A 17,941-nucleotide genomic window follows, 5' to 3' on the forward strand; every position below is an offset into this window, starting at 1 on the left:
GGGCAGCGCCCCGAATCAGTTCGCCGCGGCCCGGAACCGCGAGGTCCGATGGACCGGATCCGTATCGATCTGCGGAATCACATGCTCCCCGATCAACCGGATCGTGTTCATCGTGTCCTCCGGACTGATCCCGATCGGCAGCCCGAAGCTCAACTGATCCGCCCCCGCCCGATCCCACCGCCGGCACTGCTTCAGCACCTCGTCCGGATCACCGCAGATCATCAGCTCCTCCGCGATCAGCAGCTCCACGATCTCCTCGGTGTACTCCGGCAGAAGCTCCGGCCACTCCGGAATCCCCTCCGGCCGCGGGAACGTGTCGTGGTAGCGGAACAACAGCGACTGGAGGTAGTTCAGTCCCCCGCCCACCGCGATCTCCACCGCCTTGGCGTGTGTCTCGGCACAGATGGCCGTGGACGTCACCATCACGTTGTCGTTGACGAACGCCCCCACCGGCTCCGCGTCCTTGACCGCGTTCTTGTAGGACTCGACGACCCACTCCATGTCGGAGACCTTCTGCACGCTGAAGCCCAGCACCCCGAGCCCCTTCTTCCCCGCCATGGCGTACGAGGACGGCGACCCGGCCGCGTACCACATGGCCGGGTGCGCACCCCCGTACGGCTTCGGCAGGATCTTCCGCGGCGGCAGCGACCAGTGCTTGCCCTGGAAGCCGACGTACTCGTCCTGGAGCCACATCTTGGGGAACTCGGCGATCGTCTCCTCCCACAGCTCCTTCGTGTGGTTCATGTCGGTGATGCCCGGCATGAACCCGAGGATCTCGTGGCTGCCGGCACCCCGCCCGGTGCCGAACTCGAAGCGCCCTTCGGAGAGATGGTCGAGCATCGCGACCTTCTCGGCGACCTTCACGGGGTGGTTGACGGGCGCGAGCGGGTTGAAGATGCCGGAGCCGAGATGGATGCGCTCGGTGGCGTGCGCGAGATAGCCGAGGTAGACGTCGTTGGCGGAGAGGTGCGAGTACTCCTCCAGGAAGTGGTGCTCGGAGGCCCAGGCGTACTTGAAGCCGGACTTGTCCGCCTGGATGACGTACTCGGTCTCCTCGATCAGCGCCTTGTGCTCTGCCTCGGGGTCCACCTTGGCACGCGCGGCGGGCACGTACCCCTGAACAAAGAGCCCGAATTCCACGGAGGTTCACCGTCCTCAAGTTTTCCCGGCAACTTATCTGACGATCCGTCAGATACCGATGCGACCGACTGTTCCACCACGGCCGCACCCCGTCAATACCTGACGTCCAGTCAGGCACGCTGCTTCAGAAGGGGCTGACGCCCGCCAGCCACCCCCCGTCCACGACGAACGGCTGACCGGTGATGTACGAGGAGTCCTCGCAGGTCAGGAACAGCACCAGCGCGGCGACCTCCTCCGGCCGCCCGATCCGGCCCATCGGGAGGAGCTTGCGGTAGTACGCCTCCAGGGCGGCGTCGGACGTCGCCAGGTCGGCGTCCGGGTCCAGCAGGGCCGGGTTGGTCATCGCGGTGTCGACGGCCCCCGGGCAGACGGCGTTGACCCGGACCCCCTTCCCCGCCAGCTCCATGGCGGCGACCCGGGTGAGCCCCAGCACCGCGTGCTTGGTCGCGGCGTACGCGCCGACCAGCGGCATGCCGGTCAGACCGGTGTACGAGGACGTGTTGACGATCGTCCCGCCGCCCGCGGCCTCGATCTCCGGCGCGACGGCGCGGATCCCGAGGAAGGCCCCGGTCATGTTGACCCGCACCACCTGTTCGAACTCCGCCAGCGGGGTGTTGACCAGTTCGTTGAAGCGCAGGATGCCCGCGTTGTTGACCAGCCCGTCGATCTTCCCGAAGGCGTCCTTGGCCACGGCGACGGCGGCGGCCCAGTCCTGCTCGTCGCCGACGTCCAGCCGCACGAACCGAGCGACGTCCGCCCCCAACTCCTCCCTCAACTCCTTGGCCAGCGCCTCCCCTTGCTCGACCAGCACGTCGGCGACGACGACCCGCGCACCCTCGGCCGCGAAAAGCCGCGCCTCCTGCTCACCCTGCCCGCGCGCCGCCCCGGTGACGAGGACGACCCGCCCGTCCAGCTTGCCCATGTCCGTCTCCTTCACGTACGTCACGTACCGAGGTGAGGGGCCACGTCCGCATCGAACGCCGCCATCTGATCGGTCAGTTCGTCCACGCTCCGGCTCCGGAAGCGCACCTGGATCTGGTGCACGCCGATCGCCGCGTACTCCCGCAGCGACTCCGCGAGCGCTTCGGGCTTCCCGCTGAGCGTGCGCCGCCCCACGGACCACCCGGGCTCACCGACGTACAGCGGCTCGGTGATCGCCCCGACGACGATCGGCGCGTCGACGCCCGCCTCCTCCCGCAGGGCGTGCAGCCGGGCGATCTGGGCGGGCAGCCGGTCCCGGGGGTCGCCCTGCGGCAGCCACCCGTCGCCGCGTACGGCGGCCCGGCGGACGGCGGCGGGCGACGAGCCGCCCACCCAGACCGGCACCCGCTCCTGGGCGGGCCGGGGCAGCTGCCCGAGCCCGCTGAACGAGAACAGCTCCCCCGCGAACTCCGGGTACTCCTCCGGCCCGAGCGCGGCCCGCAGCGCGTCGATGCTCTCGTCGAGGACACCGCCGCGCCCGTCGAAGTCCGCCCCGACCGCCTCGAACTCCTCCCGCACGTGCCCGGCCCCGACCCCGAGGACCAGCCGGCCGCCGCTGAGGTGGTCGAGGGTGGCGTACTGCTTGGCGCTGATCAGCGGATGCCGCAGCCCGACGACGGCGACATGGCTCATGAGCAGCACACGCTCGGTGACCCCGGCGAGAAAGGAGAGCGTGGCGACGGGGTCGTACCAGACGGTGCTCATGCCCGCCGCGAGCCGCCGGGGGATGGCGACATGGTCGCAGCCGGCGATGTAGGCGAAGCCGCCGCGATCGGCGGCGCGGGCGACGCGGACGAGATCGGCGGGGGTGGCCGCCGCCTCCCAGGGTTCCGCGTAGATGGCGCTCTGCGACTGGACCGGCAGCTGCATCCCGTACGAGAGCGGCCCGTTGGGCGCGATGGGCAGACTGGGCGATACCGGCACGGCGGCCTTCCTTCCCCTCCGCCCCGGGGCGCTCCCGCCCCGGGTGACGGCCGCCATCGTCATACCTGACGGGTCATCAGACAAGAGGTGCGGCCCATCGGGCGCATCGGCGGCAGGCACCGATGAGTTTCACGGCCGGGAGCGGTCATGACTGGTAGCAGGACAGAACGAGCGACACGAGCGACCGGGGCGACCCCGGCGGACACGGCACACAGAGCGAGGGATCAGCCATGACAGCGCCCACCGACGGCAGCGACAACACGGGCATAACCGGCCTCGGGATCATCATCGGCAGCACGGACACCGCATCCCTGATCGCCTGGTACCGCGCCGCTCTGGAGCCGCTCGGCGCCCGCTGGGCGGAGCACCTCCTGATCGTCGGCCCCGGGGCGATCATCGGCTTCGACGAGCGGGACGACGTCGCGGACAAGGCGGCCGAGCCGGGCCGGCAGATGATCAACATCACGGTGCGGGACGTCCGGGCGGCCGAGAGGCACCTCAACACGCTCGGGGTCACGTGGGTGCGGCCGGTCGAGGAGGTCGGGGGCGGCTGGTTCTTCTCCACGATCGTGGACCCGGTGGGCAACTACCTCCAGATCCTCCAGGGCCCGGAAACGCCCTGACGCCCCCCTGGAATCCTCCTAGATTGTCAAGCACACCCGATCGAGGGGGAGTTCAGAGACCATGCCACCGACGACGTTCCGCATCGGCGGGGACCTGCCCGTGGGCCGGTTGGGCTTCGGCGCGATGCACCTGCCCACCGAGAAGCCCGAGGACCGGCCGTCGGCCGTCGCGGTGGCCCGCCGGGCGGTCGAGCTGGGCATCACGCTGATCGACACGGCCCACATGTACGGGAACGGGGCCAACGAGGAGGTCCTGGCCGAGGCGCTCCACCCGTACCCGAAGGATCTCCTGATCACCACGAAGGTCGGGGTCGTCCGCTCCGCCGAGACGGGCGAGTGGGCCCTGCACGGCCGCCCGGAGTCCCTGCGCGCGGAGGTGGACCACGCCCTGCGCCGCCTCCGCGTCGACCGCCTGGAGCTGCTCCAACTCCACCGCATCGACCCGGAGACCCCGCTCGCCGACCAGCTCGGCACCCTGCGGGACCTCCGCGACGCGGGCAAGGTGGGCCGGATCGGCCTGTCCGAGGTGACGGCCGCCGAGCTGGCCGAGGCCCGGGAGATCGTGGACATCGCGAGCGTCCAGAACCGCTACAACCTCACCGACCGCGAACACGAACCGGTCCTCGCGGCCTGCGAGGCGGCGGACATCGCGTTCCTGCCCTGGCGCACGGTGGCCTGGGGCAAGGCGGGCGACCGCGCGGAGGTGGCAGCCATCGCCGCCGAACTGGACGCCACCCCCACCCAGGTCTGCCTGGCCTGGCTGCTGGACCACTCCCCGGTGATGCTCCCGATCCCGGGCACGTCGAGCATCGCCCACCTGGAGGAGAACGCGGCGGCGGCGGACCTGGTCCTCACGTCGGAGCTGCGGGGGCGGCTGGACGGGATCGCGGGGGCGGCGTGACGGACAGGCGATCTGCCCCGGTCGGCCTCACGGCCCGGGGTGCGGCAGGGGGCCCGGACTCGCCGGTGCGGCTGTCACGTCCCGGACGACCCCGTCCGGATCGACGGCCGCGTCCTCCACGAACTCCGCAAAGTCCACGTTGGCAAGCTGGAGGTTCCCGTGGACCATGTGCACGGCGTCCGGCACGGCACGCACCTCGCGGGGCGGCGGGGAGTCGATGAGCTCCTGGTAGTACACCGGGTCGAGGTCCTCGTCGTCATCGGCGCCGAGGTCGAGGGCGAGCAGCGGACGCAGGGGCGAGCGCATGGTGACCTCGTCGGCGAGGAACACCACGCTCAGCTCCCCGTCCCGCGCCGCGGCGGCAAGAGCCTCGTCGCCGGTGACCCCCTCCCACCGCCGGTCCTCGACGAGATGCACCGCCGCCTCCCACTCCCGCTCCCCCTCGACGGCACGCGCCAACGCCGCGACGATCTCGCCCCACGCGACGTCATCGGTGTAGTCGGTCCGGATGACGAGCGGCGCCCACTCGTCGGCCCGAACGACCTCCGGCAGCTCTTTTTCCCTCATCCGTTCCTCAGCCCCTGGCCCTCCGGTCGGCCCCGATCCCCCGTACGGACTTTCTCACGTCCTACTGACACGGCCGACGGACTCGGGAGCCAGGAAAGCCAGGTTGGCGGATCATTCCTGCTCGGAAGCCACAGCGAGGTGACGAAGGCAGGTGTCGGCAGCTGTGAGGTGGGGCGAGTGCAGCACATCGCTGTAGAGCCGCATGTCACGAGCCGCTCGGTCCATGTGCTGCCAGAAGCGGAGAGGGAGACCGAGATCGTCACCGAGATCGACCAGGCAGTCGAAGGCGAGTCCCAGCTCGTTGTGCTCCAGGAACTCCGTTGTCGTTGAGAGATCGACGCCCGGCAGATGCGCAAGGTGGGCCAGGGCGGCGTCGAGATGGGCTCGGGTCCGCTTCCAGCCGGCCTGCAGAGCCTGACGATCATGGGGCATGGCACCAGTGTTGCCCGTGCCACGACCGTCCACCAGCTGACGGACGATGCTGTACCCGCTCCAGGAGATGGCGTGCACGACGCATCAGAACGTCTGCGGGCGGGGTGGACGGGCCCGCCGCCTCACATCCGGGATCTCAACACGTCGACCTCGCAGCCCGGCAAGAACGGGTCGAAGCCGTGCTCGATCAGCCACCGAACTGCCAGCAGGCTCCGCACCGCCCACCACGCGTGGATCACGTCGAGGTCGACATCGGCGTCGGCTACGGCGCCGGCGCCGTAGCCGACGAGAACGTCATCGAGGTGCTCCTCGTGTCCGAGCGTGAAGGTGGCGAGGTCGTACAGCGCATCGCCCCGGCCCGCCTCGGACCAGTCGATGATGCCCGTGACCTCGTCGCCGTCGACGAAGACGTGCGCGATCTGCAGGTCGCCATGGGTGAAGACCGGAGTCCACGGCCTGAGCGCGGCCTCGGCGACCTGGCGGTTACGGGTAACCAGCTCGGCGGGCAGAAGACCGTTCGCCACGAGCAACGCGCACTCGGCGTCGAGCTCGGTCGCAAGCTCGCCGACGCCTCGGCCTGCCCGGCCGACCCCCGGCGGCAGTGGCGCGTCGTGCAGCTTCCGGATGGCGGCGCCCGCCGCGGCCCACGCCGCCGGTGACCCGGTCGAGGGCCCGCCGAGGCGCCCGAGCGTCGTCCCGGGGACCGCGGCGATCGCCAGCACGGGCGGCTTGCGCCACAGGACTTCCGGGGTCGGAACGGGCGCGAGGGACATCGCCTCGACCTCGGCGTCGATACGCGCCCGGTCGGCGTCCACCTTCAGGAATACGTCACCGACGCGCAGGGTCGCGCGCTCGGAGTGGGCGACGACGACTTGGACCTCATTCATGGGCGACGAGTATCCCGGCGACGGTCGCGGAAGTCGCCGGATTTATCGCGCGCCGACACCGCTGGAGGAGTCCCGGAGGGAGCCGTCCTGGACGGCCGCGACGCGCTATCGATGGAGTCCACATGCCGACGTGGAGATCCATCGGATCGGATCGGATTGGCTGCAGTTGTCGCAGGCCACGTCAGTTGCCATTACGGCGCTCCGCGTCGAAGCGGTACAGCACCCGCACCAGACGCCCGACTCCGGCCGCCGCTCCCACCAGGGCTCCGCCCGTCAGTACGCCTCTGGACGCGGAACCAGCAAGGTCAAAGACGAGAACGAGGACCAGAGCGACGGCAAAGACCGCCCCGGCAAGGACGACAGCAGTCACCAGGGCGAAGACGATCTCCACCGTCATCGCGTCCTTCCCCCACCGCGACTCGCGCCCCATGTCCATGCCGGAAGTCTCGCACCACGGTCCCACCCAGGAACTGCGCGACGCCCGATCGGCCCAGCACCATTCCCGAACTACCGCCTCCTGCGCAGCCATTGACAGTGACAACCCTCGACGAGATTCTGCGAGAGCGCGCTTCCATCGATGTAAATCGTCACCGCCACCATCGTCACGGCACCGCCGTCGCTATCCCCATCGCCATCATCGGATCCCCCCACCCAGGAGCGAGCCCCCATGAGCGACCCCACGCGCAAACCCGGAAGACCCCTCCGCCGCTCGTCCGCCCTCGGCGCGCTCACGCTGGCCGCCGCCCTCGCCGCGACGCTCTTCCTCTCGCCGCCCGACACCGCCCAGGGCGCGCCGCCCGCCCGCGAAGCGGCTCCGCAGGGGCAGACCAGTCTGCGTGCGGCCGACCCCAGCGTGCTGCGGGTGGGCAGTATGTACGTCGGGGTCCAGTCGACCGGCGGCGGCATCGTCGTACGGCAGGCGTCGTCCACGGACGGGCTTGCCACCGCGCCCGCCCGGCAGGTCTGGGCCGACAGCCGGGGGCGCGGGGAGGTCTGGGCTCCCGAGATCGTGATGGACGGCGGGCGGTACTACATCTACTTCACGGCCGGAGTCGGCGCCGCCCACCGCATGTTCGTCATCAGCTCCGCCTCCCCGGACAGCGGGTACGGGGCCGAGACCCAACTCGCCCTCCCCGACGGCAAATGGGCCATCGACGGCACCCTGTTCACCTTCGAGGGGCAGCGCTGGTTCGTCTGGTCCGGGTGGGCGGGCGACACCAACGTCGAGCAGAACCTCTACATCGCCCGGATGAGCAGCCCGACCCAGCCCACCGGCGCGCGGTACGTCATCTCCCAGCCGCGCGAGAGTTGGGAGCGGGTGGTCGGGAACCCGTTCATCAACGAGAGCCCCGAGGCGATCAAGGACCCGAACGGGCAACTGCACATCGCCTACTCCGCCAACGGCAGTTGGAGCGAGCAGTACTGCCTGGCGGACCTGCGCCTGCGCAAGGGCGGCGACCCCACGTACGTATGGGACTGGTACAAGTCGAACGGCTGCCTGTTCGGCTCCAACCGCGCCACGATGATGGCCGGTTGGGACCCGACGCTGCACGTGAACGGGCCCGGCCACCACACCTTCGTGCTGCTGCACGGCGACATCAACACCAGCCCGCCCGCAGGCCCGAGGTTCCCGTCGATGTACCACGCGGTCGCCAAGGGCACCCCGTACTCCTGGGCGAACCGCCACTGGTACACCGGGACGTTCGTCTGGTGGGGCGACACGACGTACTCGCGGGCCAACGTTCCGGGACCCACGTCCGACAAGGGGTGGAGCCTGAAGTTCTTCGAGTGACGCGTCGCCCCGCAGGCGTACGGGGCGGCGCGGGATATCACGTCTCCGCGTCGCCCCACTCCTCCACCGCCACCTCGTCGCCCACCGACAGCTTCCCCGGCCGCGCTACGGAGAACTTCGCGCCGAACACCACCCCGCCTGCCGAGAAGCGGCGGTAGCCCGCGAGCGTCCGCAGCGGTTCCGGGCCGCCCCGGGCGCCGGCCTCCTGGTCGACCAGGGTGACCGCGCAGCGCACGGCGAGCTTGGTGTAGCCCAGCTCGGCCGCACCGATGGTCGCGCGGCGGATCCGGTCCTCGGCGTGGGGCTCCGCCGCCCAGTCCGCCGCCTGCTCCCCCTGGCACCCCTCGGGGAGGCTGTCGATGACGATGTTCGGGCGGAAGCGGTCCATGGCCAGGGGCGGGGCGCCGCGCTCGGCCAGCCGCGTGTGCAGGTGGGCGAGGGAAGCGCGGGAGAGCGCGTGGACGGCGCTGCTGTCGGCGTAACCGGAGGTGCCGGGGGTCAGGCCGTCGGTCTTCCGGTCGTGCTCCGGCGGTACGCGGACCAGACGGCTCGGGGTGCCGAGGAAGTCCGTGAGCCAGGCGGCGGCCTCCTCGCCCTGGTCGATGCCCTGGTACGTCGCGCCGAACAGGTCGACGTCGCGCCGGGGCGCGGAGGTGGTGACGTCGAGGTGCAGTGCGCCGTGACCGCTCTCCGGCTCCGCCGATGCGAGCGTGAGCCTGCTGCCGTCGGCGCTGACGGTGGGCCGGACGAGGGCGAGGCGGGGGTCGCGGCGCTGGGTGCGGTAGACGCCGTCGACGCTGACGACCATGAAACTGCGGTCGTGGGCGAGGCCCGCCGGGGTGAGGTGCGTACTGTCCACGGACGTTCCCGCGCAGCCCTTGACGGGATAGGTGATCAGCTCGACGACCGCGGCCATGTGGCCTCTCCTTCGCAACGCCCTGCCCGCGGATCTGCTGCCGTCGGGCCCTTGCAGCCAGGGTGCCAGGCGGCACGGACGATGATCGACGGGTTTTGCGCCAGACTGTGCCGGGCTCCGTGCCGACCACGCGCCGTCGGCCTCGCGTCACCGGCTCCGGGAGCCTTGCCGGTCCCCGTCGGCCGCGCCGCCTCCCCGGACCGGCCCCGTCTCGTTATGGCCCACTCGGTCCAGAACTGGGTACGATGCAGACATGGCCCGGCCTCGGAAATTCGACGAAGAGCGTGTGATGCTCGCCGTCCGCGACACCTTCTGGGACAAGGGATACGCGGCGACGTCCCTGGATGACCTGTTGCAGGCCAGTGGGCTCGGCAAGGGCAGCCTGTACGGCGCCTTCGGCGACAAGCACACCCTGTTCCTGCGGGCGCTGCGCGACTACGACAACGCCAACCTGCTGGCGCTTCGCGAGAGCCTGGAGTCTGCGGCGCGCGGCATCGACATGGTGCGGGACTTCGTGCTCGGCCCGGCCGCCGATCCCACCGGGACGGCCGCGCGCCGGGGGTGCCTGCTGGCCAACAGCAACGCCGAACTCGCCGCCAGTACACCGGATGTGGCCGCCGAGGCCCGCCGGAGTTACGACGCGATCACCGCCATCCTCACCGAGGCTCTGGAGCGGGCGCGACGCGAGGGCGACCTCGCCCCGGACGCCGACCCCGCCGACACCGCCCGCGCCGTCCTCGTCGCCCAGCTCGGCCTGGTCGCCCTCGGGCGCACCGGCGAGGCCCCCGGCACCCTCGCCGCGGCAGCCCGGTCCGTGCTGACCCGGCTTCTGCCCGCCGCCACGCGGTAGCCGCCGCCGGCCGCGCCGCGGCACCCGTACATCCGAGCACCGCAGCACCCGCGCGCCCGCGCCCGCGCCCGGACGGGTATGCCGCTGCGCCACACCCCCCTGCGGACGATCGTCGCTTCCGCGCGGGTCCAGGCCGCACCCGCGCGCCCCGGACAGACGGGCGACCCGCCCCGACGTCGTTCTTGACTGATCGGTCCATATCGAGGATGGTTGTTGACCTAGCGGTCCATAACTATGAAGGAGGACAACATGGCCGTCCTGACGGACAAGGTCGCCGTGGTCACCGGAGGCAGCAGCGGCATCGGCTTCGCCACAGCACGCGCACTGCGCGACGAAGGCGCCCGGGTCTTCATCACCGGTCGCCGCAAGGACGCACTGGACGCCGCCGTCGCCGAACTCGGAAGCGGCGTGACCGGCGCGGTGTGCGACGTCTCGGCGCCCCCGCAACTCGACACCTTCTACCGGACCGTACGCGACCGGGCCGGCCGCATCGACGTACTCGTCGCCAACGCCGGCATCGCCACCGCGGCCCCACTCGGCGAGGTGACGGAAGAGGTGATCGACTCCCTGTTCGCCACCAACGTCAAGGGGACGATCCTCACCTTCCAGCAGGCACTGCCCCACCTCAACAACGGCGCTTCGGTGATACTCACCGGCTCAACCGCGGCGACACGACCTGACGAGGGGCTGGAGGTCTATGCGGCGTCGAAGGCCGCGGTGCGCAGCCTCGCTCGGGGCTGGGCCCTCAGCTCGCGGGCACGCGGCTTCCGCGTCAACGTCGTGTCGCCAGGCGGCACCCGCACGGCGGGCCTGCTGGATCTGCTCCCGGCCGAGGCTCTCGAACAGGCCGGAGAAGGCGTCCCGCTGGGCCGCCTCGCCGAACCCGCGGAGATCGCCGCGGTGACGGCGTTCCTCGCCTCGGACGCGGCGAGCTACGTCAACGGCGCGGAGTTCTTCGCCGACGGCGGATACGCGCAGGTGTGAACCTCACGATGCCGCGTCAGCAGTTCGGGATCACCGTCCCGTTGTTGTCGCGGGCCTCGTCGTTGCCCCAGCGGGAGAGGTAGTACGCGGAGACGTACGCGTTGCGGCCGTTCTTGCCCGCGTACACGACGTCGAGGTCGGTGCGCAGCCACCAGTGGTTGAACTGGCTCGCCGTGCCCACCCGCGCTCCCCACACCTTGCAGTAGACGTAGTTGGTACCGGCGTTGAGGACGCCCTGCGCGTCCGCGGTGTTGGCGGCGGCGTAGCCGGTGGCGTTGGCGAAGGTGTCGACCCAGTACTTGCCGCCTCCGCCACCGCAACCGTTGTCGCTGGTCAGGTACTTGCCGTAGTACGAGCCGGGATACGGGGCGAGGGACTGGCCGTTGATCACGATGGTCTGGCCGACGCCGTTGTAGAGCTGCTCGTAGTGGATGTGCGCGCCGGAGCTGTTGCCGGTGGAGCCGGTGGTACCGATCTGCTGGCCCTGGGCGACCTGGGCCCCGTTGGCGACGGAGAACGCGGCGAGATGGAAGTAGTACGTCTTCCAGCCGCCGCCGTGCTCGACGGCGATGTAGTTGCCCGCCCCGCTCGGCTGGGAGTAGCGGTAGGCGGTCCCGGCGGCCGAGGCGAGCACCGGGGAGCCGGCCGTGCCCCCGCCGTCGGTGCGGACGAAGTCGAGAGCCTGTCTGACCTCGGCGGAGTGATGGCTGTAGGTCCACTGCTGACCGCAGGCGTAGGGCGCCTTGAAGTTCGGGGCGGCCGCGGCGGGGGACGCGGTGGCGGTGACGGTGAGCAGGCCTCCGAGGAGCGCGAGGAGGGCCAGGAGGCAGGTGCGGGGCGAGCGTCGCATGGGCGGGGACGTCCTTCGGGTCGACAACCGGGCGGTGGAGCGCGAGGTGCGATGACGAAGTGCCTTGGTGCGTGACGCCTGGGCGGGAAGCGCCGCGGAATCTACGCGAGTTGAACGGGCACCAGAGTGCCGCAACTCGGGGCGGGACGACAGACCCGCGTGCCGCACCTTCCCGGTGGGAAGCGACGCGCACGCCCGCGTGAGGTGCGGGATCCGGGTCTCGCCCCGGCCCGGCGGAGAGTCGCCTTCACCCGGCGGAGTGGTGTCGGCCGGTGTCGGAGGCGTTCCGGCCCCGCCTTGCTTCGGTCTCGTCGCCGTGTGCAAAACGATGAGCGCATGTCACTGAACAGTCTGCGCTCGCTGGCCCGCCGCGTGGTTCCCGTGCTGCTGGTCACCCAAGTCGTCCTCCTCCCGTCGCAGTCCGCCTCCGCCGCCCAGCACGTGGTACGCCCCTGCGCCGTGTCCGCCGGGTGCGGATCGGTCGTCGTCGCCCCTGTCTCCCAGGAGCCGCCGGCCCACGGTGAGTGCACCAGTCCGGAACCGGTCGTGTGTCTCATCCGGAGTGAGACCCCGCAGGAGCGTGAGATCGCCCGCGGACAGCGGATGCGGTATCACGCGCTCCTTGAGGACATGGAACGCACGAAGTGCGCCATGCGCTCCGAGGGGCGCTCGGAGGAGGACGTCGCCCGCACTCTGGTCCAGATGCGCAATGACGCCAAGGACGTCGTCCGCGCGGGCATGACCCCCGACCAGATCGCGGAGCTGGAGGCACGCAACCAGAAGAAGTACGGCAACCCGCTCGGCCCGACAGCCGACCAACTCCACCTGAAGTACGGATCCTGGGAGAAGGTGTCCGAGGCCGCCACGCGATCGAGTGCGGCCGTGGACCGAGAGCTCGGCCTCGAATTCCGGCACTGCTCCTGCGAGGTGCTCCAAGCGGCCTGAGCCAGACCCGGCTCCGCTGGAGGGCGCGAGCCGGACCGGCCCCGTCCACTGGATTCGGACAGGTCGAGCACCGCTCTCCTGAAGCGGGTGTCCCTGACCTCGGCCTGCCCGACCTCACGGACGAGGACATCGAGGACGTACTCAAGGGGATGCGGTCGTGAGCCTGATCGCCATTGCCGACACCAACGCCCTCTACAGGCTCCTCGACCCACGGCTCGCCGGCCACGAAGCGCACAAGAAGGTCCTGTCGACGATCAGCCATCTGATCGTCTCCCCGTTCGCCCTTGCCCGGCTGGACTACCTGATCACCACCAAGGCGGGCGCTGACAAGGCTCTGACGGCAGCACGGTTCATCGAGCGCAACGTGGCATTCAGGTTGCTCCCCGACGACACGTGACAAGGGCCCCACCTCCACCAAAACCCCTACCTCCGGTACAACCCCTCGATCTCCCCCGAGAAGTCCCGCGCGATCGCGTCCCGTTTCAGCTTCAGCGACGGCGTCAAGTGGCCGTTCTCCTCCGTGAAGTCCACCGGCAGCACCGTGAACTTGCGGATCGACTCGGCGCGGGATACCAGGCGGTTCGCCTCGTCCACCGCCTTCTGCAAGGACGTGCGCAGGTCCTCGTCGTGGACCAGGTCGCGCATCGGGATGTCCTGCTTCTTGGTCATCTGGCGCCAGTGCTGGAGGCCGTCCGGTTCCAGGGTGATCAGGGCGGTGACGAACGAGCGGTTGTCGCCGACCACCATGCACTGGCTGACCAGGGGGTGAGCGCGCAGCCAGTCCTCCAGAGGGGCAGGGGTGACGTTCTTGCCGCCCGACGTGATGATGATGTCCTTCTTGCGGCCCGTGATCGTCAGGTAGCCGTCCTCGTCCAGCGTGCCCAGGTCGCCCGTCGGGAACCAGTCGTCGGCCAGCAGCGCCGGGGTCACCTCCGCCCGCTCCCCGTCCCAGTAGCCCCGGAACACCTGCCCGCCCTTCAGCAGCACCTCGCCGTCGTCCGCGATGCGCACCGAGGTCCCGGGCAGCGGCCAACCCACCGTGCCCAGGCGGGGTTTGAGGGGCGGGGTCACCGTGTGGGCGGCCGTGGTCTCCGTCAGGCCGTAGCCCTCGAAGATGCCGATGCCCGCGCCCTCGTAGAACGCCGCGAGGCGCCGGCCCAGCGGGGAGCCGCCGCAGATCACGTACCGGACCTTGCCGCCCAGCGCCGCCCGGATGCGGCGGTAGACCAGCGGGTCGTACAAGGCGCGGGCCGCGCGCAGGCCGAAGCCCGGGCCCGGGCCCGTACCGTGTTCGGCGGCCTCCACCGCCTTGCCGTAGCGCTGGGCGATCCGCGCCGCGCGGTCGAACGACGAGGCGCGGCCCATCTTCTCCGCCGTCGCCCGGCCCGTGTTGTAGACCTTCTCCAGGACGTAGGGGATGGCCAGGAGGAACGTGGGGCGGAAGCCGGCCAGGTCCGCCAGCAGGTCCTCCGTCTGGATCGACGGCGCGTGGCCGAGGCGGACCCTCGCCCGCATGCAGCCGATCGCCACCATCCGGCCGAAGACGTGGGAGAGGGGGAGGAAGAGGAGAGTGGAAGCCGGTTCTTTCGAGACCGACTTGAAGACCGGGTGGAGGAGTTCGATCGCGTTGTCGACCTCGGCGAAGAAGTTGCCGTGGGTCAGGACGCAGCCCTTCGGGCGGCCCGTCGTGCCCGAGGTGTAGATGAGGGTCGCCGGGCTGTGCGGTTCCAGGGTGGCCCGGCGGGCCGCGACCGCCGCGTCCGGGATGTCCTTGCCGAGGGACTTCAGGTGGCCGATCGCCCCCGTGTCGAACTGCCACAGGTGCGCCAGGTCGCCGAGCTGCTTGCGCTCCTGGCTGATCAGGCGGCCCTGCTCCTTCGTCTCCACCGCGCACGCCACCGCGCCCGAGTTCTGGAGGATCCAGCGGGCCTGGAAGGCGGACGAGGTCGGGTAGATCGGGACCGTCACCATGCCCGCCGCCCAGGCCGCGAAGTCCAGCAGCGTCCACTCGTACGTCGTCCGGGCCATGATCGCGACCCGGTCCCCCGCCCGCAGCCCCTCCGCCATCAGGCCCTTCGCCACCGCCAGTACCTCGGCGGCGAACTCCGCGGCGCTCACGTCCTGCCACGCGCCCGCGGCGTCCTTACGGCTGAGGACCAACTCCCCTGGCGCCTCACGGGCGTTGTCGAACGGGATCTCGGCCAGCGAGCCGCGCTCCACGACCGGCGCGAACTTCGGTACGGAGACCTCCTGGACCCGGCCGTCCGGGCCCCGCTTCTTCGTCGGTTCGATCAGGACGGGCTGCGGAACAGCAGCTGCGGATACGGCGGAAGGTGGCGTTGACACGTGCGGCTCCTCGGTTCGGGGGTCGGGCGGGTCGGTTCGCCGGGTCGTCCGTCCGGCAGGGAAACAGCGGAAGAGGCAGGCAGGTCAGGGGCGTTCCAGGATCGCCGTCACCCCCTGCCCGCCCGCCGCGCAGATCGAGATCAGGCCCCGGCCCGGGCCCTCCCGTTCCGCCAGCAGCTTCGCCAGCGTCGCCACGATCCGGGCGCCCGTCGCGGCGAACGGGTGGCCGGTGGCCAGGGAGGAGCCGGCCACGTTCAGGCGGGTGCGGTCCACCGGGGCGAGGCCCTGCTCCTCCCAGGCGGCGAGGGTGGCCAGCACCTGGGAGGCGAACGCCTCGTGGATCTCGTACAGGTCGAAGTCCTCGATGCCCAGGCCCGCCCGCTCCAGCAGGCGCGGCACCGCGTAGGCCGGGGCCATGAGGAGGCCGTCGTCGCCGTCCACGTAGTCGACCGCGCCCGTCTCGTACAGGGAGAGGTACGCCAACGGCTCCAGGTCCCGCTCCTCGGCCCACTCCTCGCTCGCCAGCAGGACCGTCGCCGCGCCGTCCGTCAGCGGCGTCGAATTGCCCGCCGTCATCGTTGGGTTGGGGTCGGATGTGCCGAACACCGGCTTCAGGCGCGCCAGTTTCTCGGCCGTCGAGTCCGGGCGCAGGTTCTGGTCGCGGTCCAGGCCGCGGTACGGGACCACCAGGTCGTCCAGGAAGCCCCGTTCGTACGCGGCGGCCAGGCGCTGGTGGCTCGTGGCGGCCAGCAGGTCCTGGTCCTCGCGGGTGACCGCCCAGCGGCGGGCGGTGACGGCGGCGTGGTCGCCCATCGACAGGCCGGTGCGGGGTTCGGCGTTGCGCGGGATGTCCGGGACGAGGTGGCGGGGACGTACGGCGGTCAGCGCTGCGAGGCGGGCGCCCGTCGTCTTCGCGCGGCGGGCCGCGAGCAGGATGCGGCGCAGGTCGTCGTTGACGCCGAGGGGGGCGTCACTGGTGGTGTCGGAGCCGCCCGCGATCGCGGAGTCGACGGACCCGAGCGCGATCTGGTTCGCGGCGGCGATGACCGCCTGAAGGCCGGTGCCGCAGGCCTGTTGGATGTCGTAGGCGGGGGTACGCGGGTCGAGAGCGGAGCCGAGGACGGTCTCGCGGGCCAGGTTGAAGTCGCGGCTGTGCTTGAGGACCGCGCCCGCGACGAACGCCCCGACCCGGTCGCCGGTCAGGCCGTACCGCTCGACCAGGCCGTTCAGCGCGGCCGTCAGCAGGTCCTGGTTGGAAGCGGTCGCGTACGGGCCGTCGGAGCGGGCGAAGGGGGTGCGACTGCCGCCGAGCACCGCGACGCGGCGCGGCTGGGGCACGGGGAGCGGCACGAACGGGTCCTGGCGCGTCATCGTGACCATCTCGTCTCGGTCGGTCCGGGATTGTTCATCTCGACCAGCTCCTGACTCTTCAGTAACCTTACTCAAGAGTAAATCTACGACCGAGCAGGGAGTCAGGACAATGGCCGATCGCTATCTGCACCTCACCGGCACAGCCCCCGGCCGCTTCCTCACCCGCCGGCTCGGCCTGCCGCAGCCCGCCCCGCTGCGCCGCTGGACCCTGGAGACCCCGCGCCTGGAAGGGCCGCTGCTGCATCTGACCGCCGGGGACTCGGCGATCTCGGACGAGCTGGCGAAGGTGCTGGCGGCGACCGGTCTGACGGTCGACGCCCAGGCCGCCCGGCCCGCCGGGATCGTGCTGGACGCCACCGGGGTCACCTCCGTCCGCGGTCTCGCCGAGGTGCACGCGGCCCTGCATCCTGTCGTACGGTCGCAGGCTCCCGGTGGCCGGATCGTCGTCATCGGCACGCCCCCGTCCTCCGAGGACCACCATCAGGCCGCTGCGCAGCAGGCGTTGGAGGGTTTCGTCCGGTCGCTGGGGAAGGAGATCGGGCGCGGCTCCACCGCCCAGCTCGTGCGGATCCCGGCCGGGGCCGCGCCGGGGGCCGCCGAGTCCACCCTCCGCTTCCTCCTCTCCCCCCGGTCCGCCTACGTCAGCGGCCAGGTGATCGAGCTGACCACCGCCGCCCCGGACCCCGTGGCCGACCAGGACGCCCCGCTCTCCGGCCGCACCGCCCTGGTCACCGGCGCGGCGCGGGGCATCGGCGCGTCCGTCGCCTCGGTGCTGGCCCGCGACGGGGCGCACGTGATCGTCCTGGACGTCCCCCAGGCGCAGGACGACCTGGTGCGCACCGCCGACAGGCTCGGGGCCACCGCGCTGCCGCTGGACATCACCGCACCCGACGCCGCCGCCCGCATCGCCGCCGCCGCACCGGACGGGCTCGACGTCCTCGTCCACAACGCGGGCATCACCCGCGACCGCCGCCTCGCCAACATGCCGGCCGACCGCTGGGCCCAGGTCATCGACGTCAACCTCGACAGCGTGCTCCGCACCACCGACGAGCTTCTCACCTCGGGCACCCTGAACCGGGGCGGCCGGGTCGTCGCCACCGCCTCCATCGCGGGCATCGCGGGCAACAACGGCCAGACCAACTACGCGGCCAGCAAGGCCGGTGTCATCGGCCTCGTCCGCTCGCTCGGCCCGCGCGCCGCCGCCGAACGCGGCGTCACGGTCAACGCGGTGGCCCCCGGGTTCATCGAGACGAAGATGACCGCCGCCGTGCCGCTGTTCATCCGCGAGGCGGGCCGCCGCATGAACTCCCTTTCCCAGGGCGGGCTTCCGGTGGACGTCGCCGAGGCCGTCGCCTGGTTCGCGCAGCCCGGCTCCGCCGCCGTCAACGGCCAGGTGCTGCGCGTCTGCGGCCAGAGCCTGCTGGGGGCGTGA

The 17,941-nt window shown here is 71.2% G+C and carries 19 protein-coding genes; 8 read left to right on the forward strand and 11 right to left on the reverse strand.

Annotated features, from left to right (window positions below):
- Window positions 1–15: 15 nt before the first annotated feature.
- From IE134_RS24660 to IE134_RS24670, 3 genes are all read right to left on the reverse strand, one after another.
- Window positions 16–1,140 (reverse strand): LLM class flavin-dependent oxidoreductase, encoded by a 1,125-nt coding sequence (locus tag IE134_RS24660; protein ID WP_030710766.1) that lies wholly within the window; start codon window positions 1,138–1,140, stop codon window positions 16–18.
- Window positions 1,141–1,264: 124 nt separating this feature from the next.
- Window positions 1,265–2,062 carry an SDR family NAD(P)-dependent oxidoreductase gene (locus IE134_RS24665; RefSeq protein ID WP_098016651.1) on the reverse strand — a complete coding sequence of 266 codons (798 nt, stop codon included), beginning with the start codon at window positions 2,060–2,062 and terminating at the stop codon, window positions 1,265–1,267.
- 20 nt (window positions 2,063–2,082) lie between these two features.
- Window positions 2,083–3,027 (reverse strand): LLM class F420-dependent oxidoreductase, encoded by a 945-nt coding sequence (locus tag IE134_RS24670; RefSeq protein WP_098016693.1) that lies wholly within the window; start codon window positions 3,025–3,027, stop codon window positions 2,083–2,085.
- Between the two features lie 248 nt (window positions 3,028–3,275).
- Here IE134_RS24670 and IE134_RS24675 point away from each other — a divergent pair, with 248 nt between their 5' ends.
- Window positions 3,276–3,668 carry a VOC family protein gene (locus IE134_RS24675; protein ID WP_098894086.1) on the forward strand — a complete coding sequence of 131 codons (393 nt, stop codon included), beginning with the start codon at window positions 3,276–3,278 and terminating at the stop codon, window positions 3,666–3,668.
- A 61-nt stretch (window positions 3,669–3,729) separates the two neighbouring features.
- A complete protein-coding gene (locus IE134_RS24680; protein ID WP_189431754.1) occupies window positions 3,730–4,569 on the forward strand; it encodes an aldo/keto reductase in 840 nt (279 codons plus the stop codon).
- Window positions 4,570–4,596: 27 nt separating this feature from the next.
- Here IE134_RS24680 and IE134_RS24685 read toward each other — a convergent pair whose 3' ends face one another.
- The 4 genes from IE134_RS24685 to IE134_RS24700 all read right to left on the reverse strand — a co-directional run bounded on the left by IE134_RS24685 (window position 4,597) and on the right by IE134_RS24700 (window position 6,891).
- A complete protein-coding gene (locus IE134_RS24685; RefSeq protein WP_126932179.1) occupies window positions 4,597–5,136 on the reverse strand; it encodes a DUF6924 domain-containing protein in 540 nt (179 codons plus the stop codon).
- A 111-nt stretch (window positions 5,137–5,247) separates the two neighbouring features.
- Entirely contained in the window at window positions 5,248–5,646 is a 399-nt protein-coding gene (locus IE134_RS24690; protein ID WP_229823728.1) for a MafI family immunity protein, read from the reverse strand.
- A gap of 44 nt (window positions 5,647–5,690) precedes the next feature.
- Window positions 5,691–6,455, reverse strand: coding sequence for an aminoglycoside phosphotransferase family protein (locus IE134_RS24695; RefSeq protein ID WP_189431756.1), 765 nt, complete (start codon window positions 6,453–6,455; stop codon window positions 5,691–5,693).
- A 181-nt stretch (window positions 6,456–6,636) separates the two neighbouring features.
- Window positions 6,637–6,891 (reverse strand): DUF6332 family protein, encoded by a 255-nt coding sequence (locus IE134_RS24700; RefSeq protein WP_189431758.1) that lies wholly within the window; start codon window positions 6,889–6,891, stop codon window positions 6,637–6,639.
- Between the two features lie 231 nt (window positions 6,892–7,122).
- Here IE134_RS24700 and IE134_RS24705 point away from each other — a divergent pair, with 231 nt between their 5' ends.
- Complete coding sequence (locus IE134_RS24705; protein WP_098016657.1) at window positions 7,123–8,247, forward strand: glycoside hydrolase family 43 protein; 1,125 nt, start codon at window positions 7,123–7,125, stop codon at window positions 8,245–8,247.
- Between the two features lie 37 nt (window positions 8,248–8,284).
- Here IE134_RS24705 and IE134_RS24710 read toward each other — a convergent pair whose 3' ends face one another.
- On the reverse strand, window positions 8,285–9,163 hold the full coding sequence (locus IE134_RS24710) for an MOSC domain-containing protein (RefSeq protein WP_098016658.1): 879 nt from the start codon (window positions 9,161–9,163) through the stop codon (window positions 8,285–8,287).
- Window positions 9,164–9,416: 253 nt separating this feature from the next.
- Between IE134_RS24710 and IE134_RS24715 the strand changes: the two genes are divergently transcribed.
- Both IE134_RS24715 and IE134_RS24720 read left to right on the forward strand, forming a co-directional pair.
- On the forward strand, window positions 9,417–10,013 hold the full coding sequence (locus IE134_RS24715) for a TetR/AcrR family transcriptional regulator (RefSeq protein ID WP_030710792.1): 597 nt from the start codon (window positions 9,417–9,419) through the stop codon (window positions 10,011–10,013).
- Between the two features lie 249 nt (window positions 10,014–10,262).
- Window positions 10,263–10,997, forward strand: a complete 735-nt coding sequence (locus tag IE134_RS24720) for an SDR family NAD(P)-dependent oxidoreductase (RefSeq protein WP_030710794.1) — start codon at window positions 10,263–10,265, stop codon at window positions 10,995–10,997.
- Between the two features lie 16 nt (window positions 10,998–11,013).
- Here the strand turns inward: IE134_RS24720 and IE134_RS24725 are convergent, their stop codons facing one another.
- Window positions 11,014–11,847: a M23 family metallopeptidase gene (locus IE134_RS24725; protein ID WP_030710796.1), complete on the reverse strand. Its 834-nt coding sequence runs from the start codon at window positions 11,845–11,847 to the stop codon at window positions 11,014–11,016.
- Between the two features lie 336 nt (window positions 11,848–12,183).
- Between IE134_RS24725 and IE134_RS24730 the strand changes: the two genes are divergently transcribed.
- Both IE134_RS24730 and IE134_RS24735 read left to right on the forward strand, forming a co-directional pair.
- Entirely contained in the window at window positions 12,184–12,792 is a 609-nt protein-coding gene (locus tag IE134_RS24730) for a hypothetical protein (protein WP_030710798.1), read from the forward strand.
- Window positions 12,793–12,949: 157 nt separating this feature from the next.
- Window positions 12,950–13,189 carry a PIN domain-containing protein gene (locus tag IE134_RS24735; protein WP_030710799.1) on the forward strand — a complete coding sequence of 80 codons (240 nt, stop codon included), beginning with the start codon at window positions 12,950–12,952 and terminating at the stop codon, window positions 13,187–13,189.
- A gap of 26 nt (window positions 13,190–13,215) precedes the next feature.
- Here IE134_RS24735 and IE134_RS24740 read toward each other — a convergent pair whose 3' ends face one another.
- Both IE134_RS24740 and IE134_RS24745 read right to left on the reverse strand, forming a co-directional pair.
- Window positions 13,216–15,138 carry an AMP-dependent synthetase/ligase gene (locus IE134_RS24740; RefSeq protein ID WP_030710800.1) on the reverse strand — a complete coding sequence of 641 codons (1,923 nt, stop codon included), beginning with the start codon at window positions 15,136–15,138 and terminating at the stop codon, window positions 13,216–13,218.
- A gap of 84 nt (window positions 15,139–15,222) precedes the next feature.
- The gene (locus tag IE134_RS24745; RefSeq protein WP_189431760.1) at window positions 15,223–16,518 is read right to left on the reverse strand and encodes an acetyl-CoA C-acetyltransferase; all 1,296 of its coding nucleotides are present in this window, start codon (window positions 16,516–16,518) and stop codon (window positions 15,223–15,225) included.
- A gap of 100 nt (window positions 16,519–16,618) precedes the next feature.
- Between IE134_RS24745 and IE134_RS24750 the strand changes: the two genes are divergently transcribed.
- Window positions 16,619–17,941 (forward strand): 3-oxoacyl-ACP reductase, encoded by a 1,323-nt coding sequence (locus IE134_RS24750; RefSeq protein ID WP_189431762.1) that lies wholly within the window; start codon window positions 16,619–16,621, stop codon window positions 17,939–17,941.

It is taken from the genome of Streptomyces rubiginosohelvolus, assembly GCF_014649875.1.
Classification (GTDB): Bacteria; Actinomycetota; Actinomycetes; order Streptomycetales; family Streptomycetaceae; genus Streptomyces; species Streptomyces rubiginosohelvolus.

Bases quoted from the DNA above. Each gene is read 5' to 3' on its own strand.
- IE134_RS24665 (WP_098016651.1), bottom strand. From the start codon at position 2,062: ATGGGCAAGCTGGACGGGCGGGTCGTCCTCGTCACCGGGGCGGCGCGC.
- IE134_RS24675 (WP_098894086.1), top strand. From the start codon at position 3,276: ATGACAGCGCCCACCGACGGCAGCGACAACACGGGCATAACCGGCCTC.
- IE134_RS24680 (WP_189431754.1), top strand. From the start codon at position 3,730: ATGCCACCGACGACGTTCCGCATCGGCGGGGACCTGCCCGTGGGCCGG.
- IE134_RS24685 (WP_126932179.1), bottom strand. From the start codon at position 5,136: ATGAGGGAAAAAGAGCTGCCGGAGGTCGTTCGGGCCGACGAGTGGGCG.
- IE134_RS24695 (WP_189431756.1), bottom strand. From the start codon at position 6,455: ATGAATGAGGTCCAAGTCGTCGTCGCCCACTCCGAGCGCGCGACCCTG.
- IE134_RS24700 (WP_189431758.1), bottom strand. From the start codon at position 6,891: ATGGACATGGGGCGCGAGTCGCGGTGGGGGAAGGACGCGATGACGGTG.
- IE134_RS24705 (WP_098016657.1), top strand. From the start codon at position 7,123: ATGAGCGACCCCACGCGCAAACCCGGAAGACCCCTCCGCCGCTCGTCC.
- IE134_RS24710 (WP_098016658.1), bottom strand. From the start codon at position 9,163: ATGGCCGCGGTCGTCGAGCTGATCACCTATCCCGTCAAGGGCTGCGCG.
- IE134_RS24715 (WP_030710792.1), top strand. From the start codon at position 9,417: ATGGCCCGGCCTCGGAAATTCGACGAAGAGCGTGTGATGCTCGCCGTC.
- IE134_RS24720 (WP_030710794.1), top strand. From the start codon at position 10,263: ATGGCCGTCCTGACGGACAAGGTCGCCGTGGTCACCGGAGGCAGCAGC.
- IE134_RS24725 (WP_030710796.1), bottom strand. From the start codon at position 11,847: ATGCGACGCTCGCCCCGCACCTGCCTCCTGGCCCTCCTCGCGCTCCTC.
- IE134_RS24730 (WP_030710798.1), top strand. From the start codon at position 12,184: ATGTCACTGAACAGTCTGCGCTCGCTGGCCCGCCGCGTGGTTCCCGTG.
- IE134_RS24745 (WP_189431760.1), bottom strand. From the start codon at position 16,518: ATGGTCACGATGACGCGCCAGGACCCGTTCGTGCCGCTCCCCGTGCCC.
- IE134_RS24750 (WP_189431762.1), top strand. From the start codon at position 16,619: ATGGCCGATCGCTATCTGCACCTCACCGGCACAGCCCCCGGCCGCTTC.